This window comes from Arthrobacter sp. Br18, from assembly GCF_000520555.1.
In the GTDB taxonomy this organism is placed as follows: domain Bacteria; phylum Actinomycetota; class Actinomycetes; order Actinomycetales; family Micrococcaceae; genus Arthrobacter_D.
This window is the reverse complement of the sequence record NZ_KI914846.1, coordinates 14,268-40,418: the sequence shown is the minus strand read 5'-3', so window position 1 is coordinate 40,418 and position 26,151 is coordinate 14,268. Positions and strand designations below refer to the sequence as shown.

The 26,151-nt window shown below is 65.6% G+C and carries 23 protein-coding genes, 2 tRNA genes and 3 pseudogenes; 12 read left to right on the top strand and 16 right to left on the bottom strand.

Annotated features, from left to right (window positions below; all coding sequences use genetic code 11):
• The first annotated feature begins 117 nt into the window (after positions 1-117).
• Entirely contained in the window at positions 118-1,146 is a 1,029-nt protein-coding gene (locus Y704_RS0102875) for a TerC family protein (protein WP_026548982.1), read from the top strand.
• 50 nt (positions 1,147-1,196) lie between these two features.
• On the opposite strand, the gene Y704_RS25625 is transcribed toward Y704_RS0102875, so the two are convergent.
• The 3 genes from Y704_RS25625 to Y704_RS0102860 form a co-directional block, all read right to left on the bottom strand.
• Positions 1,197-1,592 carry a hypothetical protein gene (locus Y704_RS25625; RefSeq protein ID WP_026548981.1) on the bottom strand — a complete coding sequence of 132 codons (396 nt, stop codon included), beginning with the start codon at positions 1,590-1,592 and terminating at the stop codon, positions 1,197-1,199.
• Positions 1,593-1,662: 70 nt separating this feature from the next.
• Positions 1,663-2,091, bottom strand: a complete 429-nt coding sequence (locus Y704_RS0102865) for a hypothetical protein (RefSeq protein WP_026548980.1) — start codon at positions 2,089-2,091, stop codon at positions 1,663-1,665.
• A 10-nt stretch (positions 2,092-2,101) separates the two neighbouring features.
• Positions 2,102-3,310 (bottom strand): amidohydrolase, encoded by a 1,209-nt coding sequence (locus Y704_RS0102860; RefSeq protein WP_051476633.1) that lies wholly within the window; start codon positions 3,308-3,310, stop codon positions 2,102-2,104.
• A 152-nt stretch (positions 3,311-3,462) separates the two neighbouring features.
• On the opposite strand from Y704_RS0102860, the gene Y704_RS18605 reads away from it, so the two are divergent.
• From Y704_RS18605 to Y704_RS18595, 6 genes are all read left to right on the top strand, one after another.
• The gene (locus tag Y704_RS18605; RefSeq protein WP_051476632.1) at positions 3,463-4,755 is read left to right on the top strand and encodes a glycosyltransferase 87 family protein; all 1,293 of its coding nucleotides are present in this window, start codon (positions 3,463-3,465) and stop codon (positions 4,753-4,755) included.
• 9 nt (positions 4,756-4,764) lie between these two features.
• Complete coding sequence (locus Y704_RS0102850; RefSeq protein ID WP_026548978.1) at positions 4,765-5,415, top strand: MOSC domain-containing protein; 651 nt, start codon at positions 4,765-4,767, stop codon at positions 5,413-5,415.
• 357 nt (positions 5,416-5,772) lie between these two features.
• The gene (locus Y704_RS18600; protein WP_051476631.1) at positions 5,773-7,725 is read left to right on the top strand and encodes a DEAD/DEAH box helicase; all 1,953 of its coding nucleotides are present in this window, start codon (positions 5,773-5,775) and stop codon (positions 7,723-7,725) included.
• A gap of 129 nt (positions 7,726-7,854) precedes the next feature.
• Positions 7,855-7,926, top strand: a tRNA-Thr gene (locus Y704_RS0102840).
• 54 nt (positions 7,927-7,980) lie between these two features.
• Positions 7,981-8,057 (top strand) — tRNA-Met (locus tag Y704_RS0102835).
• Between the two features lie 814 nt (positions 8,058-8,871).
• Positions 8,872-10,695: a CBM96 family carbohydrate-binding protein gene (locus Y704_RS18595; protein WP_253904213.1), complete on the top strand. Its 1,824-nt coding sequence runs from the start codon at positions 8,872-8,874 to the stop codon at positions 10,693-10,695.
• A gap of 349 nt (positions 10,696-11,044) precedes the next feature.
• Here Y704_RS18595 and Y704_RS18590 read toward each other — a convergent pair whose 3' ends face one another.
• From Y704_RS18590 to Y704_RS0102790, 6 genes and pseudogenes are all read right to left on the bottom strand, one after another.
• The gene (locus Y704_RS18590; protein ID WP_051476630.1) at positions 11,045-11,947 is read right to left on the bottom strand and encodes a DUF4097 family beta strand repeat-containing protein; all 903 of its coding nucleotides are present in this window, start codon (positions 11,945-11,947) and stop codon (positions 11,045-11,047) included.
• A 61-nt stretch (positions 11,948-12,008) separates the two neighbouring features.
• Positions 12,009-12,533, bottom strand: a complete 525-nt coding sequence (locus tag Y704_RS0102810; RefSeq protein WP_026548977.1) for a hypothetical protein — start codon at positions 12,531-12,533, stop codon at positions 12,009-12,011.
• A gap of 143 nt (positions 12,534-12,676) precedes the next feature.
• Positions 12,677-13,255 (bottom strand): iron chelate uptake ABC transporter family permease subunit, encoded by a 579-nt coding sequence (locus Y704_RS22585; RefSeq protein WP_051476629.1) that lies wholly within the window; start codon positions 13,253-13,255, stop codon positions 12,677-12,679.
• A gap of 73 nt (positions 13,256-13,328) precedes the next feature.
• Positions 13,329-14,273, bottom strand: coding sequence for a siderophore ABC transporter substrate-binding protein (locus Y704_RS0102800; RefSeq protein WP_026548976.1), 945 nt, complete (start codon positions 14,271-14,273; stop codon positions 13,329-13,331).
• Positions 14,274-14,493: 220 nt separating this feature from the next.
• Positions 14,494-15,505: pseudogene (locus Y704_RS18580) on the bottom strand (SDR family oxidoreductase).
• A 293-nt stretch (positions 15,506-15,798) separates the two neighbouring features.
• Complete coding sequence (locus Y704_RS0102790; RefSeq protein WP_026548975.1) at positions 15,799-16,755, bottom strand: manganese catalase family protein; 957 nt, start codon at positions 16,753-16,755, stop codon at positions 15,799-15,801.
• A 176-nt stretch (positions 16,756-16,931) separates the two neighbouring features.
• Between Y704_RS0102790 and Y704_RS0102785 the strand changes: the two genes are divergently transcribed.
• Positions 16,932-17,690, top strand: a complete 759-nt coding sequence (locus tag Y704_RS0102785) for an SDR family NAD(P)-dependent oxidoreductase (protein WP_035771401.1) — start codon at positions 16,932-16,934, stop codon at positions 17,688-17,690.
• Positions 17,691-17,774: 84 nt separating this feature from the next.
• On the opposite strand, the gene Y704_RS0102780 is transcribed toward Y704_RS0102785, so the two are convergent.
• Entirely contained in the window at positions 17,775-18,650 is an 876-nt protein-coding gene (locus Y704_RS0102780; RefSeq protein ID WP_026548973.1) for a helix-turn-helix domain-containing protein, read from the bottom strand.
• Between the two features lie 136 nt (positions 18,651-18,786).
• Here Y704_RS0102780 and Y704_RS0102775 point away from each other — a divergent pair, with 136 nt between their 5' ends.
• A complete protein-coding gene (locus Y704_RS0102775) occupies positions 18,787-19,830 on the top strand; it encodes an NAD(P)-dependent alcohol dehydrogenase (RefSeq protein WP_026548972.1) in 1,044 nt (347 codons plus the stop codon).
• A gap of 195 nt (positions 19,831-20,025) precedes the next feature.
• Positions 20,026-21,210: pseudogene (locus Y704_RS18575) on the top strand (FAD-dependent monooxygenase).
• 43 nt (positions 21,211-21,253) lie between these two features.
• Here the strand turns inward: Y704_RS18575 and Y704_RS0102765 are convergent.
• A complete protein-coding gene (locus tag Y704_RS0102765) occupies positions 21,254-21,997 on the bottom strand; it encodes a TSUP family transporter (protein ID WP_026548971.1) in 744 nt (247 codons plus the stop codon).
• A 110-nt stretch (positions 21,998-22,107) separates the two neighbouring features.
• Here Y704_RS0102765 and Y704_RS0102760 point away from each other — a divergent pair, with 110 nt between their 5' ends.
• On the top strand, positions 22,108-22,770 hold the full coding sequence (locus Y704_RS0102760) for a DNA alkylation repair protein (RefSeq protein ID WP_026548970.1): 663 nt from the start codon (positions 22,108-22,110) through the stop codon (positions 22,768-22,770).
• An 8-nt stretch (positions 22,771-22,778) separates the two neighbouring features.
• Here Y704_RS0102760 and Y704_RS18570 read toward each other — a convergent pair.
• The 5 genes and pseudogenes from Y704_RS18570 to Y704_RS18565 all read right to left on the bottom strand — a co-directional run bounded on the left by Y704_RS18570 (position 22,779) and on the right by Y704_RS18565 (position 25,878).
• Positions 22,779-23,559: pseudogene (locus tag Y704_RS18570) on the bottom strand (RtcB family protein).
• Between the two features lie 39 nt (positions 23,560-23,598).
• Positions 23,599-23,943: a hypothetical protein gene (locus tag Y704_RS0102750; RefSeq protein WP_026548969.1), complete on the bottom strand. Its 345-nt coding sequence runs from the start codon at positions 23,941-23,943 to the stop codon at positions 23,599-23,601.
• Positions 23,940-24,149 (bottom strand): hypothetical protein, encoded by a 210-nt coding sequence (locus tag Y704_RS0102745; protein ID WP_026548968.1) that lies wholly within the window; start codon positions 24,147-24,149, stop codon positions 23,940-23,942. The genes Y704_RS0102750 and Y704_RS0102745 overlap by 4 nt, the downstream gene beginning before the upstream one ends.
• 21 nt (positions 24,150-24,170) lie before the next feature.
• Positions 24,171-24,824 (bottom strand): SAM-dependent methyltransferase, encoded by a 654-nt coding sequence (locus Y704_RS0102740; RefSeq protein ID WP_026548967.1) that lies wholly within the window; start codon positions 24,822-24,824, stop codon positions 24,171-24,173.
• Positions 24,814-25,878, bottom strand: coding sequence for an NAD(P)/FAD-dependent oxidoreductase (locus tag Y704_RS18565; RefSeq protein ID WP_051476625.1), 1,065 nt, complete (start codon positions 25,876-25,878; stop codon positions 24,814-24,816). Before Y704_RS18565 ends, Y704_RS0102740 begins: the two co-directional genes overlap by 11 nt.
• Before the next feature lie 78 nt (positions 25,879-25,956).
• Between Y704_RS18565 and Y704_RS23170 the strand changes: the two genes are divergently transcribed.
• Positions 25,957-26,151 (top strand): helix-turn-helix domain-containing protein (locus tag Y704_RS23170; protein ID WP_343212802.1); only part of this gene is annotated, 195 nt, incomplete at its 3' end.

The window sequence follows — 26,151 nt, the reverse complement described above, 5'->3', positions numbered from 1 at the left end:
ATCCCCTGAACAGTTCATCGACATTACGGAAGCCCCGGCGCTTACCGGTGGACAGGCCGAGCATCAGGGCCGGGAGAGACCTCCAGTTGGTTATCACTGACTGGAAAGCAGGTCCTCATGAACGTTCCCCTCTGGGTATGGTCGGCCGTCATCGGGTTCATCCTCCTGATGCTCGTTATCGACCTCGTCGCGCATCGACAGGCCCACATCATCGAGGTGCGGGAGGCGGCCCTGTGGTCCACCGTCTGGGTGTTCTTCGGTGTGGGGTTCGGGATGCTCGTCTGGCGGTTCTACGGGGCGGAGTTCGGGCAGCAGTATTTCGCCGGCTACCTGATCGAAAAGTCACTTGCTGTCGACAACGTCTTCGTATGGGCGATCATCTTCACTTTTTTCGCCGTCCCCCGCGAGTACCAGCACCGGGTCCTGTTTTTCGGGGTGCTCGGCGCCCTCGTTTTCCGTGCGGCCTTCATTGCCGCCGGATCAGCCATCATCGCCGGCGCCGGTTGGGTGCTGTACCTGTTCGCGGCGTTCCTGCTGTATACCGGGTACCGGATGCTCCGCCAGCGCAACGAACACATCGACCCCGGCAAATCCAGGGCGCTGAAACTGTTCCGCCGGCACGTGCCCATGACGGATGCCTTTCATGGGCAGCGCTTCCTCATCCGTCGGGGCGGAGTCCTGCTGGCGACTCCACTTCTCGCGGTCCTGGTCATGGTCGAGGTCACCGACATCATCTTCGCTGTCGACTCCATTCCGGCAATCTTCGCGGTCACCGACGAGGTGTTCCTCGTCTTCACGGCCAACGCCTTCGCGATCCTGGGCTTACGTGCCATGTACTTTCTGCTGGCGGACCTCATCCACCGGTTCATCTACCTCAAGGTCGGCCTCGCCCTGGTCCTGGTCTGGGTCGGCATCAAGATGGCGCTCAAGATCGACATCTACTACATCCCGACGCCGATCTCCCTGACTGTCATCGCCGTGATCCTGGGCGTTTCCATCGCAGCAAGCCTTCTTGCCACCCGCGGACAAGGCCGGCAGGAACCGCCTGCCCCAGCGACACCACCCTTCAGGGACGCGCGACCCGACGAGATCGCGGCTCTCGAGCCCCTCTGGCTCAGTAACCGCAACGGGCTACCACGCCGATGAGAAGTGCATTCGATGCTGGGCAAGGGAGAGGAACACTCATGAGCGGACCGTCAGGACCTCGGACCGACGAGGCAGCTCTGCAGCGTGATCCGGCCCACCCTCGGGTGCGGCATCCGTGGACCTTCCTGACCAACCACGGCCATGTCCTCCTGGCGGTGGCAGCCGACCCGGACATTCTCATCCACGACATCGCAGACACGGTCGGCATCACGCCGCGGGCAACCCTGCACATCCTGAAGGATCTTGAAGAGGCCGGGTATCTGCAACGCATCAGGGAGGGACGCCGCACGCACTACGTCGTCGTAGCGCACCGACCCTTCCGTCATCCGGCAACTGCGCACCAGGACATCGGAGCGCTTCTGGCGATCTTCACTCCCCGGGATCGCCGACGCGCGAAAGGAAATGCCATGAGGTGCCGTCCTGAAATCGTCGGCATGGATCGGCACCTCTCCTGCCGGTCAGCCCTCGAATGCGTCCCATCACGGGAGGGTACCCTCATTCCACACCGGGAGCGGATCAGCCCCGTGCCCACGGCAGGCGGAGCTTCCTCTTCGCTTTCGGCTCGGTGAGCTGGAAGTAGTCGCTGCTTTGCGGCAGCCACATCAGCAGCACCGCCACGAGCATGGCGACGGCGATCGCCGACAGCCCGGGAGTCCCGCGCACGAGCACGGGGACACCCGCAATGATCCCGAGAGTCGTCAGGAGTTCCCGTGCGCTCCGCCTGCCACGGCGCAGTCGCATCAGCAGGGCCAACTGCACGGCTGCGAGCACCGCAAGGACGATCCCCAGACCGAGGAAGCCCGCCCGGTCCTGTTCCTGCGCCGCGGCCGAGAACAGGAAGGTCCCGCCCGCGATGAGGAGCAAAACGCCCACCACGAGCCATACTGTCACCGCGGCGCGGAGCGTGAACGGCTTCGGCGGAAGCGGGGGCCTGCGGCCGGTCATGGGTGTCACGCTATCCGCGGGCCGCGACGACGCCACTGCGCGTGGTGGGGTCGTAACGGTAGACCTCGCGGCCGCCGATGAAGACCTGCAGGGCGCGCTGCATGACGTCGAGCGGATCGCCGCTCCACAGCACGACGTCGGCGTCCTTGCCCACGGCGAGCGACCCGAGGCGTTCGGCGAGGCCCAGCACCTTCGCCGGGTTGATGGTGATGGAGCGGAGGGCAGTCTCGCGGTCGAGCCCTTCCTTGATGGCGAACGTTGCCTGGTGCACCAGGAAGTTGATCGGGATGACGGGGTGGTCGGTGATGATCGAGATCTCGACACCCGCCGCTGCAAGTTTGCCGGGGTTGGCGATGGAGCGTCCGCGGAGTTCGACCTTCGACTTCGTGGTGAACAGCGGGCCGATCAGCACGGGGGTGCCGCGCTCGGCGAGCACATCGGCGAGGAGGTGCGCTTCGGTGCCGTGATCGAGCACCAGGTCATAGCCGAACTCGTCGGCGAGACGGATGGCGGTGGCGATGTCGTCGGCCCGGTGGGCGTGCTGGCGCCAGGGGATCTCGCGGCGCAGCACCATGGCAAGGGCCTCGAGCCTGGGATCGCGGGCGTTCTCGTCGGCCTTGCCCATGTAGTTCTGCGCTTCCATGAACGCCTTGCGGATCACCATGGCGGTGCCGAGGCGCGTGGAGGGCGTCTGCTTCTTGTCGCCGTACACGCGCTTCGGGTTCTCGCCCAGGGCGGACTTCAGTCCGCTGGGGGAGCGCAGCAGCATCTCCTCGATGTACCGGCCGTGGGTGTGGATGGCAACGGCAAGGCCGCCGATCGGGTTGCCGGAACCCGGGTTGACGTTGACGGTGGTCACGCCGCCGGCGAGGGCGTCGTCGAAGCCGGGGTCGTAGGGGTTGATGGCGTCCAGGGCGCGCACCCCTGCGGTGTTGGGGTCGGTCATCTCATTGGTGTCGTCCCCCGCGGAGCCCTCGCCCTCCTCATGCGTGCCCAGGTGTACGTGGGCATCGACGAAACCGGGCAGCAGCCACTTGCCTTCCGCGTCGATGACGGCAGCGCCGTCGGGTACCTTCACGTCTGCACCGAGGGCGGTGATGGTGCCGCCGCCGAACACCACGGTGCCGTCGAAGGGATCGCCGTCGATCGGCACCACGTGGGCGTTGACGACAGCGGTCAGGGGAGCAGGTGCGGACTTTCCGCGCGGGGACGTGGCCATGGAGGAAGAGCCTTTCGGAAGGGGTACGGAATTTCCAACATACCCGCTCGCCTGCGGGCGCCGCGGACCGTGGCTACACTGGATGAGCCGCCGGGCGATGAATCGGGTCATCGGAACGGTGCCGCAACAACCCCACAGGCAAAGGATGATGCATGCGTTTGACCAGCAGCCCACCGGTAGTCCGGGCGCTCAGTCTCGTTGCCGCCGTCGTCGTTTTCGCAGCACTCGCGCTGGTGTCCCTCTCATGGGCGGACTTCATCGGCCTGGATTTCCGCGTCTACCGCATGGGCGGCCAGAGCGTGGCGGACGGGGACGGATCGCTGTACAGCCGCTCGTTCGGTGAGGGCGAGGGATCTCTCCTGTTCACCTACCCGCCGTTCGCCGCCCTGCTCTTCACCGCACTGACGCTGGTCAGCGCCGAAACCGGCGCGCTGATCTTCGTCGCGCTCTCGGTCCTGACGGCACTGGCGACGGCGATCCATGCGGCGCGGTACCTGGCCCGACTCGGCAGTGTGCGTGCGGTGCTGAGCCATCCGGTGGCACTGCCGGCCGCCATTGCCGGTGCGGGCCTGATCTGCCTGCTGGGGCCCTGGCGGGAGACCATGGCCTTCGCCCAGATCAACATCCTGCTGTTTGCGCTGATCATCGTGGACCTGCTCTCGGGGCCGCACCGCAGATGGCCCACGGGCATGCTCACCGGGATCGCCGCCGGCATCAAACTGACGCCGCTGGTCTTCGGCCTCTACTTCCTGATGCGGGGCGAGTGGCGCGAACTGCGGAACATGGCCGGCGGTTTCTTCGGGACCATCGGACTCGGCTTCCTGCTGCTCCCTGTCGAGTCACGGACCTACTGGCTCCAGATGCTGCGGGACACGGGCCGGATCGGCGGGGAAGGGTATGTGGACAACCTGTCGGTGCGCGGCGCCATTCTCCACTTCGGCGGTCCGGACTTTCCCTCCTTCATTCCGTGGCTCGTCCTGTCGCTCGCGCTCGTCGGGGCCGCCGCGTACGTTATCCGGGGCGCCCGTGCGCGGGGTGACCGTTTCACCGGAATGACGGCGACGGCGTTGCTCATGCTGCTCATCTCACCCATCTCCTGGTCGCACCACTGGGTGTGGATCGCGATCATCCTCCCGGTCCTTGCCGCGCAGTTCTTCTCCCTGCCCGACAATCGGAAGGCCTACCGATACGGGGCCGGGGCCCTGTTCGGCATCACGCTGCCCGTCTTCATCTACTCGCCGAAGACTCTCGGCGAGCTGTTCGGTGCCGAGGACCTGAACTCCCAGCTGACCACCGGCTGGCTCATGGCCTCCAGCGCGGGCGTTTTCTGCGGACTGGCCATCATGGTGTTCTGGGTGCTGCTGACGCGGACCCGCCGACCCGCCGACCCGTGCACCTCCGGCCCGCGTACCGAAGAAGCCCGCTCGGCCCGGCCGACGCCATAGGATATCGGCATGACACTTGGTTCCCTGGTAGCGGTGTGCCGCGTGCATGAGCTCCTTCCCACCCGGGATTCCACCGGGGTGACGGCCATCGACAAGCGCGCGGTCGACGGCGACGTGAACGTGCATGCGCTGGGTCTCACCGGCGATGTCCAGGCCAGCCGCAAGCATCACGGCGGAGCACTGAAGGCTGTCTACGCCTATTCACAGCACGACGCGGATTACTGGAGCGCGGAGCTGGGGCGCGCTGTGGAGCCTGGCCTCTTCGGTGAAAACCTCCGTGTTGCCGGTATCGACGCCAGTGGTGCAGTCATCGGGGAGCGCTGGCGGATCGGGGACACCGTGGTCCTGGAAGCCACCATGCCCCGCACGCCGTGCGTCAACTTCGCACGCCGTCTCGGCGAGAAGAACTGGGTTCGACGGTTCGCCGAGGCGAACCGGCTCGGGACCTACCTCAGCGTTGTCACCCGCGGCACCATTCGGGCGGGGGACGGCGTGCAGGTCCTGAGTGTCCCAGCCCACGGCATCACCGCCGCACAGATCTTCGCCGGACTCGACGTCGAATCCGCACAGCGGCTGCTCGACGCCGACGCAGGGCGGTTGCCGGCACTCGCCCCGGAGGTGCGGAAATCCGCGCTCAAGGCCCTGCAGCCGGCCCGGTGACCGCCCCGCACGAGCTCACGTGGGCAAGGTCACCCGCCGCCGTCGTGCTTTCGAATGTTCCGGGCGCCCCGCGTGCCGTAGACTGGGAGCATCCCCCACACCGGTATTCCCTTTATTTTCGCCCTTCAGGGGCTGGATAGGTTGTGTTTGGGGCTCGCTGCAGAACAGGCGGGCAGATTCATCAGGGAGCGCCGGCTAGAAGAAAACGTCACACATCACTGCTGAGACAGCAGCGAACCAGTTGTGACGAGAAGTCCTGCCGCGGGATTGAAACAGTGCCGGATTTCTATGTACACACGGCACCTATCGGCTTCCGCCGACCGGGCCGTCCGGCACCTACCTGAAGGTTCTTTCCCCATGCCTGAAAACCTGTTCCTCGAAAACACCGAAAACACCGACGATTCGGCTACCTCAGCCGTCGAATCCCCGGCCGTTGCTGCACCGGCCGCCGGAGCTCCCGTCGAAGAAGACGGCGATATCCGTTTCGCTGATCTGAATCTCGACGCCCGCGTCCTCGCGGCCCTCACCGACGTCGGCTACGAGAAGCCGTCACCCATCCAGGCCGCCACCATCCCGGCGCTCCTCGAAGGACGTGACGTCGTCGGCCTCGCCCAGACGGGCACCGGCAAGACGGCGGCATTCGCCGTCCCGGCATTGTCGAAAATGGCTGAACTCGCCGACATCAACGGCGGACCGAGCAAGAACACGCAGGTGCTGGTCCTGGCACCGACCCGTGAGCTCGCGCTGCAGGTCGCTGAAGCGTTCACCTCCTATGCGCGGCACATGGACGGGTTCACTGTTCTGCCCGTGTACGGCGGATCGCCGTACGGCCCGCAGCTTGCCGGCCTGCGCCGCGGTGCCCAGGTGGTTGTCGGTACGCCGGGCCGCGTCATCGACCATATCTCCAAGGGCTCGCTCGACCTCTCCAACCTCGAGTACGTCGTGCTCGACGAGGCTGATGAAATGCTTCGCATGGGCTTCGCCGAGGATGTGGAGCAGATTCTCTCCTCGACGCCGGCCGAGAAGCAGGTTGCACTCTTCTCAGCCACCATGCCCGCCGCCATCCGCCGGATCGCCAAGAAGTACCTGAACGATCCTGCCGAGATCTCCGTCAAGGGCAAGACCACCACTGGCACCAACACACGGCAGCGCTACCTGCAGGTCATGGGCCCCCACAAGCTCGATGCGATGACCCGCATCCTCGAGGTCGAGGACTTCGACGGCATCATCGCCTTCGTGCGCACCAAGATGGCCACCGAAGACCTGGCGGACAAGCTGCGTTCACGGGGCTTCTCGGCAGCAGCCATCAATGGGGACATTCCCCAGCAGCAGCGCGAGCGCACTGTCGAGGCCCTGCGCGACGGCAAGATCGACATCCTCGTGGCTACTGACGTCGCAGCCCGCGGGCTCGATGTGGAGCGGATCTCGCTCGTCGTGAACTACGACATCCCGCACGATACCGAGTCCTACGTGCACCGCATTGGCCGCACCGGCCGCGCGGGCCGCTCGGGTGACGCCATCCTCTTCATCACCCCGCGTGAGAAGTACCTGCTGCGTTCCATCGAGAAGGCCACCCGCCAGCCCGTCGAGCAGATGCAGCTCCCCTCCTCCGCGACCATCAATGAACTGCGCATGGTCAAGTTCGCCGGCAAGATCACCGAGACCCTGGCAGGGGAGGACGTATCCGAGTTCCGCGATCTCATCGCGAACTATGAGCAGGAACACAACGTCCCCGCAGCCGAGATCGCGGCCGCCCTGGCCGTCATGGCCCAGAACGGCAATCCCATCCTGGTCAAGGACATCCCCGTGGCGCCGGTCGGGCAGCGCGAACGCTCCGAGGGACGCAAGGATGCCTTCGGTTCACGCGGGCCGACACGCACCCTCACCGAGGGTAACGCCACCTACCGGATCGCCGTGGGACGCCGCCAGCGCGTGATGCCCGGCTCAATCGTCGGTGCCATCGCCAACGAGGGCGGGCTTTCTTCCGCGCAGATCGGCGGCATCGACATCCGCGCCGACCACACTCTTGTCGAGCTCCCCGCGGACCTCAGCAAGGATCAGTGGCGTGCGCTGTCCAAGACCCGGATCAGTGGCGAGCTGATCCACCTCGAGCTCGACAAGGGCCGCAAGCCGGCCGGCAGCCGCGCTGCAGGGGAGTTCAAGAAGCCCTTCAAGAAGGACTTCAACAACGACTCCAAGAAGCGCGACGGCGACACCCGCTTCGCCGGCGACAGTGCCCGTAAGCCGCGCACCGGAAAAGGTGCCGGAGCCGGTGCCGGCCGGTCGAGTGCGCAGACCGACCAGTGGTAGCAATCAGCTAGGTCTACCCCTTTGGATCCCTGCAGCAGCAGGGATCCAAAGCGGAACCGGGGTGCCGCCTAACAGGGTGGCCGACGATTTCGCACCAGTGGTAGGGAACTGGTAAAGTTTCTTGCTGTTGCCCCCCTAGCTCAGTGGTAGAGCGCGTTCTTGGTAAGAACGAGGTCACCGGATCGATTCCGGTGGGGGGCTCTCGAATGAGGGGCCCGCACACGATAAAATGTGGTTGCGGGCACGCTCATTTATGGCGGTGTAGCTCAGCTGGTTAGAGCGCACGACTCATAATCGTGAGGTCCCGGGATCGAGTCCCGGCACCGCTACCAAAAGCAGGTCAGGGGCATACTTCCCCTGACCTGCTTTTATTTCAAGTGTCATGCCGGCCGCCCCGGTCACCGCGATGATTCGCCACGGCTTCGGCGCTGTCCTCTTCCTCTCCTCTGCGGCGGCGCGTGGGGGGTCAAACACTGCCTGCGGCCCGCATCGGGTACCACACCTGGGCATCGTCCTCGTCTTCGCGCACCTGGGTGCTGTCGGTATGCGGGCTCGGCGACCGCAGCATCGCAACACCGGGGCGACGGACGGCAGTCTCCGCCACGGCCGAGTCCAGGGTCATCACAATTGGGGGTTGCTTTCGATGCTTGAACAATTGAGACTGTACGCACTGGGGAATCGACGGTCAACGTTCAATTCCGGGGAGCAACAATGCTCGATCATGGATCTTCTCACAACGGCGTGCTTTGTGGAGGTAGCAGGACTTCCTGGCTTGGCTTGAGGCGGGGAGGCGGCCGGTCGGCTGGTCTTCGTCCACACAGATCGCGGAATCTTCGGCTCCATGCACTACTGGCAGCAGTGCTGGCAGCGCTGCTGTTGGTGCCGGGTGGTCTAGTGGGGCCGGTTGTGGCGTCGGCTGATCCGGGAGATGTTGGGGTTGAGGGTCCGTCGCATTCGGGGACTGGGACGCCGACGGGTTCGAAGCGGGCGACGAGTGGGTTGTGGTTCAACGACGGGATCTGGTGGGGGAACCTGTGGGACACTGCTAGCTCGGATTTTCATATCTTCCGGTTCAATGGCCCGACGAGCTCGTGGGTCGATACCCGTGTAGCGACCGACACGCGGGCAAACACGCATCATGACGTCTTGTGGGACGACAAGGCCAAGACGTTGTATGTGGCGAGCTATCGGTTCGTTAATGACGGACTGCCGGCTGAGCCGAACTTCCCGACGACGATGCGGAGCTACAGCTACAACTCGAGCACGAAGACGTACACGCTGCTGAGCTCTACACAGATCAACAACCAGCGCGTCGAGGCCCTGACCATCGACAAGGACTCGACGGGTCGGGTGTGGGCCACCTGGCAGCAGGGGAACCGGATCTACCTGAACGTCACTGGCACGGATGGCAGGACGTGGGGGACGCCGTTCCCGCATCCTGCGTCATCGAGCAACGTGTCCGTGGACGACACGTCGGCGGTGATCGCGTTCGACGGGAACAAAATGGGCGTGATGTGGAGCCGGCAGGTCGGCGATGCCACTGACGGCATGTATTGGAGCTACCACGTCGATGGAGCATCCGACACCGCCTGGACAGCTCCGGTGACGGCGGTTTCGGGCCAGCGCAGCGGTGATGACCATATGAACCTGAAGTGGCTGGACTCCGCCTCGAATGGTCTGGTTTTCGCCGCAATCAAGACATCGTTCACGTCCTCGTCCCAGCCGCTGATACAGCTGCTGAAACTGAGCGGCACGACGTGGTCGGTGCACACGATCGCGACCGTGGCGGAGTGCCCGAACCGGGTGATCGTCCTGATCGATGAGAGCACGCAAAGGTTGCGTACCTTTGCTACCTATCCGAAGTCGAGCGGCACGACGAACGCTGGTGTCTGCACCAGCTCGGGGGGCGCGATCTACGAGAAGTCCTCACCGCTGAGCAACATCAGCTTCACCACCACGAAGACGGCTCGCATCGTGGACGCCGACCAGTATGTCCACAACGTGACGTCGACGAAGCAGAACCTCAACAGTGCGGCGCGAGGGACGGCCAGCAGCGGTCTGCTGGTGCTCGCCGATGTCAACGCCACAAGCCGGTACTGGCACTATTACGACCCCAGCGTTGGTAGTGGCGGTGGTGGTGGCGATACGACGGCTCCGACGGTGACGGCGACGTCTCCGGCTGCTGGTGTGACCGGCGTGGCGGTGACGGCAAATGTGACGGGGACGTTCTCGGAGCCGATGAATGCGGCGACGGTCACCTCGAGCACGTTCACGTTGAAGGCGGGGACGACGGCGGTTCCGGCTGCTGTGATGTACAGCAGCACGGGCAATGTTGCGACGCTGAACCCGGGTGCGGATCTGGCACCGGGTACGACGTACACGGCAACGATCAAGGGCGGCTCCGGTGGAGTGAAGGACGTCGCCGGTAATCCATTGGCGTCGGACAGGACCTGGACCTTCACCACAGCGGCTGCCGCGGGCGGCACTTCGGAGACCGTCACGATTCCGGCCACCGCTGACAGCTATGTGTCGAGTGGGGCGACGACGACGAACTATGGCACGAGCACCATGTTGGGTGTGGACAGCAGCCCACTGGAGGTCACGTACCTGAAGTTCAACCTTTCCGCGTATGCGGGTAGGACGCTGGAGAGTGCGACGCTGCAGCTGCGTAGTGCCGGGAGCGGGTCGACGGGTATGCAGAACGTCAAGCTGGTCGCCGTTGACAGCTGGACCGAGCCCGCCATCACCTACGACAACAAGCCGGCGCTTAGCACCAGCGTCGGCACGCTCGGCCCGACAGCGACCAACACCAACTACAGCGTTCCCCTGACAATCAGCGGCCTGACCGGTGAGCTCGGCCAACAGCTCTCACTCGGCATCGACTCCAGCAGCAGCGACGGCCTGGACCTCAATTCCAAGGAGGCCGGCAGCACCGCCGCACCCAAACTGGTGCTCACGCTGAAGAAGTAGGTCGCGGCCGGCATCGGACGCCACGTGCCGGGACCTCATCCGGAAGGATGAGGTCCCGGCACTCGGCTTTCCAGCGCACTCGCGTACGATGGCGAAGAGTACAAAGGAGGCATGGAGACGCCCTTCCTGCGACCGTCGTGCGCCCTGACTCAGCTTCGGAGTCTGCGAGGCTGGCTTAACCAAAGTCCGGGTCAGCAGCCCGCCGCTCGCCCTCATCGTCGTAGCAGTTCCAAGTCGCTGCGGCGCGGGCTGCGGTGATCGCGTCAAGATCATCGTCCTTGCCTTCGCGGCGGCGGTTGGGCAGCATTCTGCTTCCGGAGGTTTTTGCTTTGTACGCCTCCGCACCCGTTCAATTCTGCGGGTCGGCTGGGCGGCTACGACTTTCCGTTTCGAGCCTCGTCCGAACCGAGCGGTGGGCCTCGATGTCACCGTACGAGGTGCGGGCACGAATCTCGGCGGTTTCCCCGCCTCCATCCGGGCCGCTGCTCGGGCTCAGCGAGTTACGGACGTGCCCGTATTGTGTGCTCGCGTCCAGCCAGGCCGTGGTGCCTTCGGCGATGCCGACGGCAACATTGCCGGCTGCCGTCTCAAGGACCACCGAGCCGCGCGTTATCTCTTCGACCCGGACGTTGCCGTTGGCGGACTTTGCAGAGATGGAGGCTTGCGCCCGTCCGATGGAGATATCGCCGTTCGCGGCCTTGACGTGGAGATCACCGGCAATCTCATCGATGTCGATATCTCCGTCCGAGTTCTTGATGTGTGCCGAGCCGTCGATCCCGCGGATCGTGATATCACCTGATCCTGTCTTGGCTTCGAGATTGCCGGCTGCCCGGTCCACGATGATGTCGCCGTAGCCGGACTCGGCTTTCATGGAAGCGGTCCGATCGAGCCGCACTGTGCCCATACCGGTTCGAAGATCGCATCGTCCGAGTTCTCCGTCGCACTGGAAGGTTCCCATCCCGGCATCGCCGCGAACGTCGGAGTGCGAGGGAAGGCGGACATCGACGTCGATGGAGCCGTTGCCGCTCAGTATTGCGTATCGTTTCCATTCCTTGGGCCCCTTGATGAGCAGGGTGCCGTTGAAGTATTCGACGCGCGTCTGTTCCGCTGCCCGCACATCGGAACCTTTGGATTCGTTGCTCGGACGCACGTCGACGGCAGTGTCGGTGCGGTCGCTCGCGGTGATGCGGACGTCGCCGAGGTTGAGTTCGACGGCGAGGGAGATCGGGCCTGGCGTTTCGAAGATCGACATGGAGGGCTTCCTTCGGGGAACTCAGTAGGTGCATGGGAACAGGGAGTGGCGGGTGGGCGGGCTACTGCACCCACCCGCTGTAGCGGCGTCCGGTGGATGGCTTCCGCCCTCCTGCCCGCGGGCCGGTGTCGGCCTGGTCGAGGGACGCAGTGATGGATCGGACAAGCCACGAATTGACCGAGAGCCTCTCGCGGGCGGACGCTTCCTCGACCCGTGATTTGAGGTGATCCGGCAGACGCAGCGTGAACCGCGACGTTCCACTCTCCTCGGGGTCGATCGGCGCACTTCTGGGAGGGCGATCCGGAATCCGGTCATCGGCTGCATCATCAAGGTCCGCGCTGGTCGCGGGTGGCGTCACCACGAACTCGGGATTCCGTCCGCGAAGGCGGACATCCACTGAACCCGGTGCGAGTTCCCGGGTGATTTCGCTCGCCGCCGCCGTGAGTGCTTCCAACAACATGAGACGCGTTGCGCTTTCCAATGGTGCGGTGAGTCGGTCGGCCAGCTCGCGAGTCTCCTCCCCGCCCGCATCGGCCGCAATTCCCAACTGGTGGTGGAGGTCGTTCACGTAGCTCTGGAGATCCATGACACCATTGTGGCGTCAGCGTGGTGTCACGTCAAGGGTGGCGTATCTCAAGGGAGGTAGACGCTGAAAGCCGCTTGGATACATGGCACTCCCGACACCATCAAAGGCGGGATGGGGGTCAGGCGAAGTACACGCCGATCCGGTTACCGTCGATCTCCTCGATCCGGATGTCGATGTCGTAGATGTCGCGCAGGACCTCCGGCTGCATGATCAGTGCCGGAGGTCCCTGGTGGATGATCCGTCCGTCGCACATGGCGATGATGTCGTCGGAGTAGCAGGACGCGAAGGAAGAGCGCTGTTCCCGCGGCCGCGAAGACGACCGCGGTCGACATTTTCGTGAAGAGCGAGGCGGCTGGCAGGAAGATCGTCACCACCAGGATGCCCAGCGACGCCGACTCCACCGTCCCCACGGTCGAGGGTTCGACGAATTTGTTGCGGACCATGAGCTGCAGGATGAGTCCGGCGATGCTGAGCGCCATGCCCGTCAGGACCACGCTGAGCGTGCGGGGCACCCGGCTGATCCAGAAGACGTCCCAGGCCGCGGAGTCACCGGCCAGCAGCGTGCTCAACGAGACGTCGCTGACGCCGATGAACATGCTCACGACGGCGAGGCAGAGGACTCCCGTCGCGGCTGCGGTGAGGCCGGCGGCGCGGGGGAACCGCCGTCGTTCTGCGGGAACGACGGCGGCAGGGGAACCTGTGGCCGGACTTTCGGTGGGCATGGCGGTGGTGGTCTATTCCGATCCGTTCCCCCGGGGTCCGGCGACAGGCGCTGGACCCCGGGGCTGGGGAATCCTAGGCTGTTGCGTCCTGGATGGCGGAGACCATCGCGTCCACATTGTTCAGGCCGTATCCGACGATGTACCAGGCCGTGGGGTCGAGCATGGTGATGGCACCGTTCATCGCAGCCTTGGTGCCGTTGACGAGGTCATTGTCGAGGACGGCGGATGCGGCATCCCCGGCCTCGCCGATGGCGACGTCACGGTCGATGACGAAGAGGTGGTCCGGATTCGTCTCGGCGATGAACTCGAAGGAGATGGATTCCCTGTGCCGGCCGTCCGATGCCACGTCGGCTGCGGTCGGGACACCGAGGGCGTCGTGGATCATGCCGAACCGCGAGCCGGCACCGTAGGCGGTCATTTCGCCGCCGCTGGTCATGACGATCAGGCCTGTCCCGGCGTCGGCGGCGGCAGCGCTGGTTTCCTCGATGCGGGCATCAAGGGCAGTCAGCTTTTCCTCGACGGCGCCCTCCTTGCCGAAGATGGTGCCGAGCGTGGTGGTGACTTCCCTGAAGGAAGGCATCGGCTCTGCCGCAACGACACTGAGGTCGATGGTCGGGGCGATTTCGCTGAACTCCTCGTAGTAATCAGCAGTGCGGCCGGAAATGATGATCAGGTCAGGGTCCCCGGCGCTGGTGGCTTCGAAGTCGGGTTCCTGCAGCGTGCCGATGTTGGCGACGTTCTCGGATCCGTACTGGGAGAGCGATTCAGGCAGGCTGGCTTGGGGGACGCCGGCAACCGGGACGTCGAGGGCGTCGAGGGTATCGAGTACGCCAAGGTCGAAGGTGAAGACGGTATCCGGATCTGCGGGGATCTCGGTGGTTCCCTGCGCGTGCTCCACCGTCATCGATGCAGGGCTGGACGCGGTTTCCGCTTCCGCCTCCTGTGCGCAGGCGCTGAGGGTGAGCAATGAGAGAGCGGCGGCGCCGGCCATCAGGCCGGACTTCGAGGGGGGCTTCATAACGTTGCTCCAGGTAGTGGGGCCATCTCGCGATGGCAGGCGCGCCGGCCAATAGATCATAGAAGTGTTTTCTAATTCTGCGCGCCACTGAAAGCTGTCTTGTTAGGTCTGCCTAACACAAGTCGGGAGTCTCGGCGGATAGCATTCAGGCACGCCGCAGACGCCGCGCCGCTGGCCGGTTCCTCCCGCCAGAAGCTGTCTGCTCCTGGCAGGAGCCGGCTCAGGGGATGAGGTTGTCCGCCCGGTAGCGGTCGAAGAGGTCGGTGAATGCGTCGAGGGTTCTCCGGTATTCGGTGAACCCGGCGATCCGGCTCTTGCTCATATCCGTGACCACCTCGATATTCCGGCCAAGATCACCGTCGGTGTGCCACCAGGACGCCACACGGTCCAGCCGGGACTCGGCAAGCCCCTCGGTGTCGGCTATGCGCTGCCACAGCTCTTCCGTGCCGGCCATCTGAACCTCGAGCGGCCGTGGCTCGTCCTGATAACCTTCGGGCTCGACGCCGGAATAAGCGGCGAGGCGCGGCCACATCCACCGCCAGCGGAAGACGTCGCCGTTGACGACGTTGAAAGCCTCGTCCGCGTAGGCAGGAGTTGTTGAAGCCCACACCATGTGATCGGCGAGAAGGCCGGCGTCGGTCATGTCCGTCAGGCCGTTCCATTGCGTTTCGGATCCGGGGAAGGTGAACGGTTGTCCCGTCTCCTTGCAGAGGGTGGCCTGAACAGCGATCGTCAGGCCCATATTCATGGCGTTGCCGACTGCATGTCCGATAACGGTGTGGGCGCGGTGCGCGGACCAGGTGAAGCCCTGGGTGGCGGCCCCGGACCACAGCTCGTCCTCCTGGGCGTAATACATGTTCCTCACGGGCAGGCGGGGTTCCTCTTCATGGAACGGAGTGTCCGCCATCTCTCCGGCCGCGTAGGACTCAAAGGGGCCGAGGTAGTGCTTCAGGCCGGTCATGAGGGCTACATGCGCCACGTGTTTGTCCGCAAGCGCCGCCAGGAGGTTCCGCAGCATGCCCGCATTGACCCGGATGTTCTCCTCCTCGGAGTCCTGGCGCGCCCAGGCCGTGAAGAACACGTGGGTGGGATGTTCCGGGGCCAGAGCCGCTGCGACGGACCGCGGTGAGCTTGTCCACCAGGGCCGATCCCGCGATGCCGGACGCACCGACTACCAGCGCCGTGTTTTTTCTCGAGCCGTCGGGCCCCGCCGTCGAGTCAACCAGGGTCATCATCGCTCTCCTCACCATACGGTTCCTGATGGCAACTCACTGGCTGCCCTGACTGCGGCAAGCCCGGGGAGCGTCGAAGAATTCCGTTCCGTCCGGCCCAGCCTCAAGGCGGGTCCCCCGGGGGATGAGTCCAGACGATCGTTGCCTCTCTACGTCTGACCCGGGCGAACCTCAGCGCGCGGTGTGGTCGGCGGTGTTCGCAGGCGTAGCTGCGCGAGCGATGGACGGGAACCGGGCAGGGCACCCCGACGGGCACGCCCTGCCCGGTTCCCGTCCATCACCTGCGTGGTTCCTCAGCTCTTGCCGACGGGACCGAACATGTTGTCGATATCCGCCATCTCCATGTCGGACGTGGCCTGGATGAGCTCGAGGAGCTCGGGGTCCAGCCCGGGAGCAAATTCCTCGTAGCGTTCCGGCGCGATGACCGACGGCACGCCTTCGGGAGCTTGCTCGCTGAGGTTCAGATTGGAACCGTCCCTGGAAGGGGAAAGGCCCTGGTAGATTTTTCCGGCTTCGGACTGGTTCCCCAGGTCGAAGGTGTACTGCTTGCTGTGAAGGCCCAGGTCGAGGAGCTTCTTCACCTCAGGGAATTTTTCAGCACTGGTCTTGGGAATGGGAAGGAGTGCCTTCCAGTTCACCCCGAGTGTTTCGAGTGCTTTGGCGTAACCGTTCTCGTGTGCCTGGTCGCGAACGATGAGGTAGGCGACGGTGGACCGCGCTGTCTTGTTGTCCGTCATTTCGTAGATGCGGCATTTCTGCAGCCGGCCTGTAGCCTCGAGCATCAGGTTGTACAGCAGGTCCAGGGGCAGGTTGCCCGAGTTGTAGACGTAGCTTCCGCTCCAGGGGTTTCCGGCGGCGTCCACCGGCATGGCTCCCTGCGCGCCGACCAGGTAGTGGTGGATATTGCCCTCCGAGAGGGCGAGGTTCAGCGGAATGGAGCCCCCGGCTCCGGGAGTGTCCAATGGGTCTTCGGGTTTGCCCTGGTAGCGGGGCGAGCCGTCAAGGAGCCTTGCGATGGTGGTACCGATCAGCTCGACATGGCTGATCTCCTCCGTGCCGATGCCCTGCAGCAGATCCCGGTACGGCTTTGCCGCCGCGCCACGGAAATTCATGCTCTGGAACAGGTATTGCATCATCGTGCGCATCTCGCCGAACTGGCCGCCCAATCCCTCCTGCAGGGCGTTCGCCGCCGCGGGATCGGGCTCATCCGGAACGATCTCATTGATCAATTGCTGGACATGGAAAAACATGGGACCTCCTCAGGGACGGCAGGGTGCCGTCAAGCCCAGCGTGCTCCCGGCTCGGACTGCCACACAAGAAGAATATGCCTGTGGTGGCCCTCCTGAAAGCGTGGCACAGGTGCTATAGGGCACGGCTTGTGACGCTGAGAATGTATTTCGGAGACCCGGTCGGTAATGTCCCATGCATGAACACATGCATCCTGGTAACTGGGGCGGGCCGCGGTATCGGTGCCGCTGTGGCGCGGGCATTGGCCGCTGACGGGCACAGGGTCGCGGTGCACGCTGGACGCGATGCGGCGTCGGCGTCCCGCGTCATGGCGGATCTGCCCGGCGAGGGTCACGCCGTGGTGATCGGCGACCTGAGTTCCCCCGAAACGTGCGAGAGGGTGTTCGCCGAGGCTGTCTCCACGCTGGGTGATGTCGATGTCCTGGTCAATAACGCCGGGGTCTTCGAGGCACATCCCGTCGACAGCACCACCTACGCGGGCTGGCAGCATGCGTGGCGTCACACGCTTGACGTCAACTTGCTGGGGCCCGCGAACCTCTCCTGGTTGATGGTCGACCACCTCATGCACCGCGTCCGCGGTCCCGCCGGGGGCCGGCTGGTCAGCGTCGGCTCGCGGGGGGCTTACCGGGGTGAGCCGACCACCCCGGCCTACGGTGCGAGCAAGGCTGCGTTGCACGCGATGACACAGTCACTCGCCGTCGCTCTCGCCCCCTCCGGCATCTTCGCGGCCACGGTCGCTCCCGGGTTCGTCGACACCGAGATGGGCCGGACTGTGCTCGATGGACCAGGCGGGGATGCCGTCCGAGCCCAGAGCCCGTTCGGCCGCGTCGCCGAGCCGGCAGAGGTCGCTGCGACCGTCGCGTGGCTGGCTACCACAGCGCCGGAATGGGTCAGCGGCACAGTCATCGACGTGAACGGAGCGTCCTACCTGCGCTGACCTCGGAGACCGAATTCCGAGTGCTTGCTTGGAGGTCGTCGTCGCGGCGCCGTTGAGCCGGCGGGCCTCCGGTGAGGACTCGGCTCAGCGTTCGGGAACTGCGGCGTGCCGGTCTGCGCCCCAGGATGCGAGCAGTCGGAGACGTTCGGCTGAGGGTGAGCCCGGTTCTGCGGTGTAGATCAGGAGAACCAGGCCGGGTTCGGCGGTGAGGGTGAGTTCCTCGTAGGCGAGATCGAGTTCGCCCACGACCGGGTGGTGGAAGCGTTTTGTTCCTGTGCCATGGGTTCGTACGTTGTGGGCGCCCCAGAGGGTCCGGAAGGTCTCGCTGCGAGTGGAGAGCTCACCGACGAGGTCCTGCATGGCCCGGTCGTGGGGGTCCCGGCCGGCTTCGGCGCGCATGACGGCAACGCACATCTCGGCGAAGACTTCCCAATCGGGGTAGAAATCCCGGGAGGTGGGGTCCAGGAACTGGAATCGGGCGAGGTTCGGGGTGGGCCAGCCGTCGCCGATGACGGGAGAGTAGAAGGCTCTCCCGAGGACGTTCGTTGCAAGGAGATCCTGGTGCTGGTTGCGCACGAACGCGATACCCTCAGTGATCGCATCGAGCACCCACTGGAGGCTCGGGCGTGCGGGCGGTTGCTTCGAAATCCGACGCCGCGGACGCCCGGCTGTCGGTATGCCGTCAGCGGCGCGCGCCAGATCGAGAAGGTGTGCCCGTTCGGTGTCATCGAGTTGCAATGCCCGTGAGATCGCTTCGAGCACCGACGACGACGCGCCTGATATTGCTCCGCGTTCGAGTTTGGAGTAGTACTCGACGCTCACTCCCGCGAGAAGAGCGACCTCGGTGCGTCGGAGCCCCGGAACCCGCCGGTTCAGGCCGGGCAGGAGCCCGCTTTCCTCGGGGGTGACCTTGGCCCGTCGCGTCATGAGGGATTCGCGGACCTCGGCTCGATTGTCCATCCTGCAAGAATAGGTTGCGGTGTCCATAGGAGGGGCGTTCTCCCAGTACACCTACCGACAGGGACTTTCCGGTCCCGCGACACCAGGGTTGACTTGTCACCTGTCCCCTCATCCGTTCTACCCTCATTGGAGACTTATGCTTACCGTCAACGCCTACGCCGCCCCTTCCGCAACGGAGGAGCTCGTTCCCACTACCATCGAACGCCGCGAGGTGGGCCCGCACGATGTGCTGATCGAGATCAAGTTCGCCGGCATCTGCCACTCGGACATCCACACCGTTCGCGGTGACTGGGGATCGCAGTCCTACCCGCTCGCCCCGGGCCACGAGATCGCCGGCATCGTCGCTGAGGTCGGCTCCGCAGTCACGAAGTACTCCGTCGGTGCCCGCGTCGGCGTCGGGTGCATGGTCGACTCCTGCGGGAAGTGCCTCAACTGCCGCAACGGTGAGGAACAGTACTGCGTCGAGGGGAACACCGGCACTTACGGAGCCCTCGACCGTGACGGGACCATCACCCAGGGCGGATACTCCACCCACGTCGTGGTGACCGAAGACTTCGTCGTGCGGATTCCGGACGGGCTCGAACTCGACGTCGCCGCGCCGCTGCTGTGCGCCGGTATCACCACCTACTCACCGCTGCGCCGCTGGGGCGCAGGTCCGGGCACGAAGGTCGCGGTCGTCGGACTCGGCGGGCTCGGCCACATGGCCGTCAAGCTCGCCCACGCGATGGGCGCCGAGGTCACCGTCCTGTCGCAGTCCCTGAAGAAGCTGGAAGACGGGCTGCGCCTGGGTGCGGACTCCTACTACGCCACCAGCGACCCCGGGACGTTTGAGACCCTTGCCGGGACCTTCGATCTGATCATCAACACGGTCAGCGCCTCGATCGACATCAGCGCCTACCTGCAGTTGCTGAGCCTCGACGGAACCCTTGTCAACGTCGGGGCTCCAGCGGAACCACTTCCCGTGAACGCGTTCGCGCTCATCGCCGGGCGCCGGTCCTTCGCCGGCTCCATGATCGGCGGTATCCGCGAGACCCAGGAGATGCTCGACTTCTGCGCCGAGCACCACCTCGGCGCAGAGATCGAAGTCATCCCGGCAGGCAGGATCAACGACGCCTACGAACGCGTTCTGGCCTCCGATGTCCGCTACCGCTTCGTCATCGACACGTCGACACTCACCTAGTCAGGAAGCGCACGCTGCACCGATGACGATCCTCAGTCGGTGAGCGACACCGGACACCTGTGCTTTCAGCTGGTCACGGGCCACCAGGGACAGACCTTCCGCAGTGCGGTCGGACGTGTTAAGTTGGCCCGGATCCTCTGCCCCTCCTGGAGCGGGGTGGAAGGGACCGAGGTAGCTGAATCGTCGGAGGGAAGCATGGGCGTGCGGGAACGCAGGGCGGTGATCGTCGGAGGCGGCATCGCAGGGCTGGCGTCCGGTGCCGCCCTGCTGCGCCAGGGGTGGGCGGTGACCGTTCTCGAGCAGGCAGGTCCCGTCACCGAAGTAGGGGCAGGCATCAGCATCACGGCCAACGGGTTGTCGGCCCTTGCGACGCTTGGCCTCGATGCTGCAACGCGCAACGCCGGCCACCGGCTGCGCATGGCCGGAACAATGGACCAGTCAGGTACCTGGCTGATGCGGATTCCACGGAGCAGCTCAGGGAAGGTCCCACAGGAGGTCTAAGGTATCCACCGGCAGCAGCTGCACCGCTTGTTGCGCGAAGCTGCCGGTGACGCCTGTCTTGTGACCGGTGCGCGGGTGGTGACGGTCAGTCCCGGGGACCCGGACGGCGCGCGGGCCTCCGTGCAGTGCGTTTCGGCCGGCGGCACGAAGAATTACGAGGCGGACCTCGTGGTGGGAGCCGACGGCCTGCGCAGCACTGTGCGGAACCAGCTCGCGCCTGCAACGATTCCGCACTACAGCGGTAAATCCGCGTGGCGCGGCGTCGTGGCGGACACCTTCCTCGTGTCGGAGGATTTTACGGTGATCTGGGGTCCAGGCACCGAGTTCGGTGCCGTCCGGATCAGCGCCGACCAGGTCTATTGGTATGGGTACACCTCCACAGCCGAGCATGCTGCGTGGCCGGACGAGAAGCTGGCGGCCTCCGACCATTTCCGCGGATGGGCGGAACCGGTTCCCGCCCTGATCGAGGCCACACCACCGAGCCGGATCATGCGCCACGATGTCTACTCACTCGCGCCGCGCCTCAGGTCCTACGTGCATGGACGCACAGTGCTGATCGGCGACGCCGCCCACGCCATGGTGCCGACCATGGGGCAAGGTGCCAACTCATCCCTGGAGGACGGCGCCTGCATCGGGCTCCTGATCGGCCGGGCGGTCAACGCAGGTACACCGCTAGCAGCCGCGCTTCGACATTTCGACGCCGAGCGCCGCCCCCGGACGCAACGGATTGCGCGTCGTTCCCGGCACGCCGGACTGCTGGGAGCCGACGTTAGTGGACACGTCGCCGTCGCCGTCCGTAACACACTGATGAAGGTAATCCCCGGTGGCCCTGCCGCCGCGGCAGGCGCGTCGATCCTGTCCTGGGAGGCGCCGCCCTAGGATGCTGGGTGGTCCATTGAACGCGCCGGGCTGGACCGTGCAGCTAGACCAGCGAGAGTATGCCCTTGATGATCGCCGCGGCGCCGCCGAGGCCGGCCAGGGTAATCGCCAGCGTCCGGGCAGCGGTCGGTGGAACCTTTCGCTCCAGCAGGGTTCCCGCCAGGATCCCGGCTGAAACAATGCCGACGACGGCCGGAACCACCCACCACGGGGGCAGGGTCTCGAAGCCGGTGGCGCCGAAGGCCGTCTTGGCGATGACGGACATCGCCCCCATGCTCATATAGATCGGTTGCAGGGATGCGGAGAACGTCCGCTGCTCCCACCGGGTGAGCTGGGCGTAGATGACCATCGCCGGGGCCGCGACGCCGGCCGTCGTGTTCAGCAACCCTCCCAGGGCGCCGGCGGCGAGCGTCACGCCTTTTCCGGAAAGGTGCGGCAGACGCGGTGCGCTCACCGTCAGTGCGAGGCTGGCAAGGACCACCGTTCCGATGATGATCTGCAACCAGGCGGCGGGAATGACAGTCACCAGCGCGGCACCGACGACGACGCCGAGGGCAGCCGAGGCGACGATCGCCGCGACCCGTGGCCAGACGACGCGCCGCCGCACCGAGAGCATGATGAGGAACCCGGAAATCGTCGTGGTGGCGTTGGTGGCAAGGATCCCGGCGGACGGGCCGAGGAGCAGGGCGAGGACAGGGGAGAGGACCAGCCCGACACCCGTGCCGGAGATCCGCTGCAGGACGGTGCCGATGAAGACCGCCAGCCCGGCGATGACAGCGATATCCATAGGGCCCTCCCTACGCGTGGTGGAAACGCGGTTTCCTCATCGTGGCACAGTCCGCCCCGCCGTTCTTCAGTTCCGGGTTCCTCCGCCTCGGGACGCGGGACAATGGGCGGATGAGTGATCCTGCCGGCTTCGTGGATGGCGCGCTGCAGCGTGAGGGATCGGAGGAGCGGGCGGCTGAGTTCGAAGTGCGGCTGGCCGGCGGCCTGCAGTTCTACGGCTCGTCCGTAGGTGCGGTCCGAGGGACCGTCCGGGATGCCCTGCGCCGTTACCCCGGGCTGACCCATGACGAGATCACCGCGTTGAGCTCCGAACTGTGGGCGGTCCCGGTGTTCGAGCGCCGCCTCGCGGCCGTCGTCCTGCTTCAGTCGAATCTCCACCTGCTGAGGAATTCCGACCTGACGCGCATCGAGGGTTTCCTCCGCGGGGCACGGCTGCAGGTTCTGGTCGACCCGCTCGCGGTCGACGTCGCCGGGCCCCTGATCGAAAGGCTGGACCCGCCTGTCCGCTCGCGCGCCGACGTCGTCCTGGATCGCTGGGTGGACGACGACGACGCCTGGCTGAGGCGCGCTGCCCTGCTGTCACCGCTTCGTGCGCTCCGGGCAGGCGGCGGGGACTGGGCGCGCTTTTCCCGTCATGCCAGAGCTGTCCAGGTGCGGCTGCGTGACCGGAGGGTTGATGGCGAGGCCGGCGTCGACCGCGCAGCAGTCTCCCTGGTGCTCATGGAACTGGCGAGGGCCAGGCCCGAACTGACCCTCGTCCTGCCTGACGGGTGAGGAGCCGGTCAGTCGCCCTTCACGTTCACGATCTGCCGCAGCGTGTGGCGGATGTCCACCAGCTCCTTCGCGTCTTCCATGACCACGTCGATGTCCTTGTAGGCACCGGGTATCTCGTCGAGGAACGCAGCGGTGTCGCGGAACTCGATGCCCTCCATCGCCTGGCGGAGCTGATCATGGGTGAAATGCTTCCGCGCCGCGTTGCGAGTACTCCCGGCCAGCCCCGCGCGGAGCCGAGTTCAGCGACGGCGCGAAGCCCTTGCCCGTCACCACATAGGACCGGGTGCCCATGGAGCCGGGAATCAGGCCGGGGCGGCCTTCATCGGCGGCGATGGCCCCTTTCCGCGACAGCCACACGTCCCTGCCGAAGTGGGTCTCCTTCGCGGTGTAGTTGAAGCCGGCGTCGGCGGCCTCCTGCTCCAGGAGCCGGATCCGCGGTTCCGCCGTTGCCATCACGTTGCGGTTGTTGTTTTCCGCTGAGAGAGGGACGGCGCGTTCGATGGCTTCCCGCAACGCCCGGCGGTCGAGGTGCCGGATATCAGGTGCGCTGTGTCCGGTGCGGACGGCGACCATCCCGCAGCCGATATCAACGCCGACGACCGCCGGAATGATGGCGCCGAGGGTCGGCAGGACCGATCCGACGGCACATCCCTTCCCCAGGTGGGCGTCCGGCATCGACACGAAGTGGGGGTAGATGAACGGCATGGTGCTCGTCATCCTGTTCTGCTCACGCGTCGGCTCGTCGATCACACTGGCGAAATTGAGGTAGCGCTCGCTGACAAATTCCATGGGTGGAGCCTACCGAGAGCCTCTGGGCTGAGGAAGCGCCTATGTCTCGCCCCGCAGGGCTCTCATGTGGGCACGCCCTCCGGCGAAGTAGGGCTCAAGGCTCCGGATCCGCACCAGTTCGATCGAGGCGGGATCCACCCCCCGGACCCCGAGGACCAGACCGTGCCCGTCGTAGGAACCCGCTGCCCACCAGCCGTCGCGTTCCTGCCACACCGTGAAAACGGTGTGCCGGCCGTCGACCGGGATGACGACGTCGTCGCCCTTCTCCTCCCGCAACGCCTGCTGCCTGGCCATCATGTCGGGGCGGCCGCCGTGGACACTGCCCCGCATCCGCTGGAGGCCGGCATCGATCACCGGGTCCTGCGTGGTGGTGCGCACTGTCACGTGCGGGGTTCGGTGTCGGACCCGTAGGTCAGTGCGGCTACCGAGGGAGGGGTGGACCCGAGGTCCCACTCACCGACGGCTTTGTCACCGGGCCAGGCTGCCAGCCCGAAAACTTCGGTGCCGACAGCGGTGAGGCGCACCTGCTGCTCGCCGTCGTCATACATTGCCCAGAATTCAGCCGGACTGAGCCACCCCGAAAGTTCCATGGCGCCAGTATGCCAGCACGATCATCCGCTTCGGAGGGCCACCAGCACCGAATCGTGGATGGTCACCGGATTTCCCCCAGGGTCCGTGGTCGGACGCGGGCGTGCCTCGCAGACGGTGATCGTCCAGCTTTCATCGAGCAGCCCGGCCACCTCCTCCGGGGTGTAGAACAGCTCGGCGATGGGCGGTCGGTGCGCCGTCGTATGCATGTCGGACGGATGGTGGCCCACGATCAGGAGCATGCCGCCGGGCGCCACCGACGCCGCCAAGCGCTGGAACAGGGGAGTCCGGGCTGCCTGCGGAAGCTGCATAAACTGTACCGACACCAGGTCGTAGCCCCGCGGTTCAGGCACCCAGGACAGCAGGTCCTCGGCGAGCCACTCGATAGCCTGTGCCACCTCGGCCACCTCCGCCTGCTCCCGCGCACGGGCAAGGGCGACGGGTGAGATGTCGACGGCGGTCACCCGCCAGTCGCGGCCCGCAAGCCAGAGTGCGTCGGCACCCTCGCCGCACCCGACGTCGAGCGCATGGCCCGGAGGCAGCTCACGGGTTTCGGCCACGAGCTGGGGATTCGGGTTTCCGCTCCAGATCCGGTGCTGCTCCGCATACCGCCTGTCCCAGAAATCCTGGTCGAAGACGGCGTGCTCGGACTCGTCATGGGCGGACTCAGTGTGCATGATGCTCCAGGGTAGGGGTAAGTACAGTTTCAAGGCCATGGCGCCTCTTGCCAAGGATCCGCTCGGTGATGCGTGCCTCGGTGGCCGCTGAGAAGCTGTTCCTGCGGACCTGCACGGCGGTGGTTGTCTCCTCAGCTATCAGATCGGCGTTGATGGCCGCACCGGCCGCAACACCTCCAGCGGCTGATGCGATGACCTGGGCGGAAAGGTCGCTGGCATTCCCCGCTGCCCACACTCCCGGAACGGCGGTAGCACCCTGGGGGCCGGTCTCGAGGTAGGCGCCCACTCCCAGCGGATGCTCCTCCGTCTGCAGCCCCAGGGACGCGAAGACGCTCGACCGGGCGGTCATCCGGGGCCCCACCACCAGTGCTCCCAGGGCGAAGACCCGGCCCGATTCCAGAACCAGTCCGGTGACGCCGGCGGAATCTCCCTCGACTTCCCGTACCGCCCCTTCGACAACACGGATGGATCGGGCGGCCAGCTTTTCCCATTCATCCTCCGAGGGAGTCACCGCATCGTTGAAGAACAGGGTGATGTCATTGCTCCATTGGCGGAACAGCAGGGTCTGATGGATGGCCATGGGCCCCGAGGCAAGCACGCCGATCGGACGGTTCCGGATTTCCCACCCGTGGCAATAGGGGCAGTGCACTACGCCGCGGCCCCACTGGTTCCGGAGTCCCGGAATCTCCGGCAGTTCGTCGACCAGTCCCGTGGTGAGCAGCAGCCGCCGTGCCCGAACGGAGCCGCCGTCCTCGAGCAGCACCTCGAATCCCGGTCCGCCGGACTGGAGTTGCACTCGAGCGGCCGTGGCAGTTCCCTGCAGGATCATCCCGCCATAGGTCGATACTTCCTCCCTGCCGATCGACAGCAGGTCCTGAGGTGCGACTCCGTCCCTGGAGAGGAATCCGTGCATCCCCGTGGCGGGGGCGTTCCGCGGTTCCCCCGCATCGATCACGAGCACCGAGCGGAGCGCCCTGCCCAGGGTTACCGCGGCGCTGAGTCCCGCTGCGCCTCCTCCAATGATGACGACGTCGTGCTCTTTCTGCTGGTCCATGGCTCTCTCCTGTGCGCTGATGCGGCGGTGGCGCCGACAGGATCAATCGTGGGGCACTCCGGCCAGGACTGGCAAACAATGTTGCCGATATGGCAAACTTGGAGAATGATCCCCAACTACGACACAGTGCTCGACGGCATCGGGCCACGGCTCCGAAGCGCCCGCCAGCGGTGCGACATGACGCTCGGCGACGTGGCTGCCGCCACGGGCATATCGGTCAGCACGCTGTCGCGGCTCGAATCCGGGCAGCGGCGCCCCAATCTCGAGCTCCAC

Excerpts from the sequence above, each read along its gene's own strand:
- Y704_RS0102875 (WP_026548982.1), top strand. The coding sequence starts at position 118 with ATGAACGTTCCCCTCTGGGTATGGTCGGCCGTCATCGGGTTCATCCTC.
- Y704_RS0102865 (WP_026548980.1), bottom strand. The coding sequence starts at position 2,091 with ATGACCGGCCGCAGGCCCCCGCTTCCGCCGAAGCCGTTCACGCTCCGC.
- Y704_RS0102860 (WP_051476633.1), bottom strand. The coding sequence starts at position 3,310 with ATGGCCACGTCCCCGCGCGGAAAGTCCGCACCTGCTCCCCTGACCGCT.
- Y704_RS18605 (WP_051476632.1), top strand. The coding sequence starts at position 3,463 with ATGCGTTTGACCAGCAGCCCACCGGTAGTCCGGGCGCTCAGTCTCGTT.
- Y704_RS0102850 (WP_026548978.1), top strand. The coding sequence starts at position 4,765 with ATGACACTTGGTTCCCTGGTAGCGGTGTGCCGCGTGCATGAGCTCCTT.
- Y704_RS18600 (WP_051476631.1), top strand. The coding sequence starts at position 5,773 with ATGCCTGAAAACCTGTTCCTCGAAAACACCGAAAACACCGACGATTCG.
- Y704_RS18590 (WP_051476630.1), bottom strand. The coding sequence starts at position 11,947 with ATGTCGATCTTCGAAACGCCAGGCCCGATCTCCCTCGCCGTCGAACTC.
- Y704_RS0102810 (WP_026548977.1), bottom strand. The coding sequence starts at position 12,533 with ATGGATCTCCAGAGCTACGTGAACGACCTCCACCACCAGTTGGGAATT.
- Y704_RS22585 (WP_051476629.1), bottom strand. The coding sequence starts at position 13,255 with ATGCCCACCGAAAGTCCGGCCACAGGTTCCCCTGCCGCCGTCGTTCCC.
- Y704_RS0102800 (WP_026548976.1), bottom strand. The coding sequence starts at position 14,273 with ATGAAGCCCCCCTCGAAGTCCGGCCTGATGGCCGGCGCCGCCGCTCTC.
- Y704_RS0102790 (WP_026548975.1), bottom strand. The coding sequence starts at position 16,755 with ATGTTTTTCCATGTCCAGCAATTGATCAATGAGATCGTTCCGGATGAG.
- Y704_RS0102785 (WP_035771401.1), top strand. The coding sequence starts at position 16,932 with ATGAACACATGCATCCTGGTAACTGGGGCGGGCCGCGGTATCGGTGCC.
- Y704_RS0102780 (WP_026548973.1), bottom strand. The coding sequence starts at position 18,650 with ATGGACAATCGAGCCGAGGTCCGCGAATCCCTCATGACGCGACGGGCC.
- Y704_RS0102775 (WP_026548972.1), top strand. The coding sequence starts at position 18,787 with ATGCTTACCGTCAACGCCTACGCCGCCCCTTCCGCAACGGAGGAGCTC.
- Y704_RS0102765 (WP_026548971.1), bottom strand. The coding sequence starts at position 21,997 with ATGGATATCGCTGTCATCGCCGGGCTGGCGGTCTTCATCGGCACCGTC.
- Y704_RS0102760 (WP_026548970.1), top strand. The coding sequence starts at position 22,108 with ATGAGTGATCCTGCCGGCTTCGTGGATGGCGCGCTGCAGCGTGAGGGA.
- Y704_RS0102745 (WP_026548968.1), bottom strand. The coding sequence starts at position 24,149 with ATGGAACTTTCGGGGTGGCTCAGTCCGGCTGAATTCTGGGCAATGTAT.
- Y704_RS0102740 (WP_026548967.1), bottom strand. The coding sequence starts at position 24,824 with ATGCACACTGAGTCCGCCCATGACGAGTCCGAGCACGCCGTCTTCGAC.
- Y704_RS18565 (WP_051476625.1), bottom strand. The coding sequence starts at position 25,878 with ATGGACCAGCAGAAAGAGCACGACGTCGTCATCATTGGAGGAGGCGCA.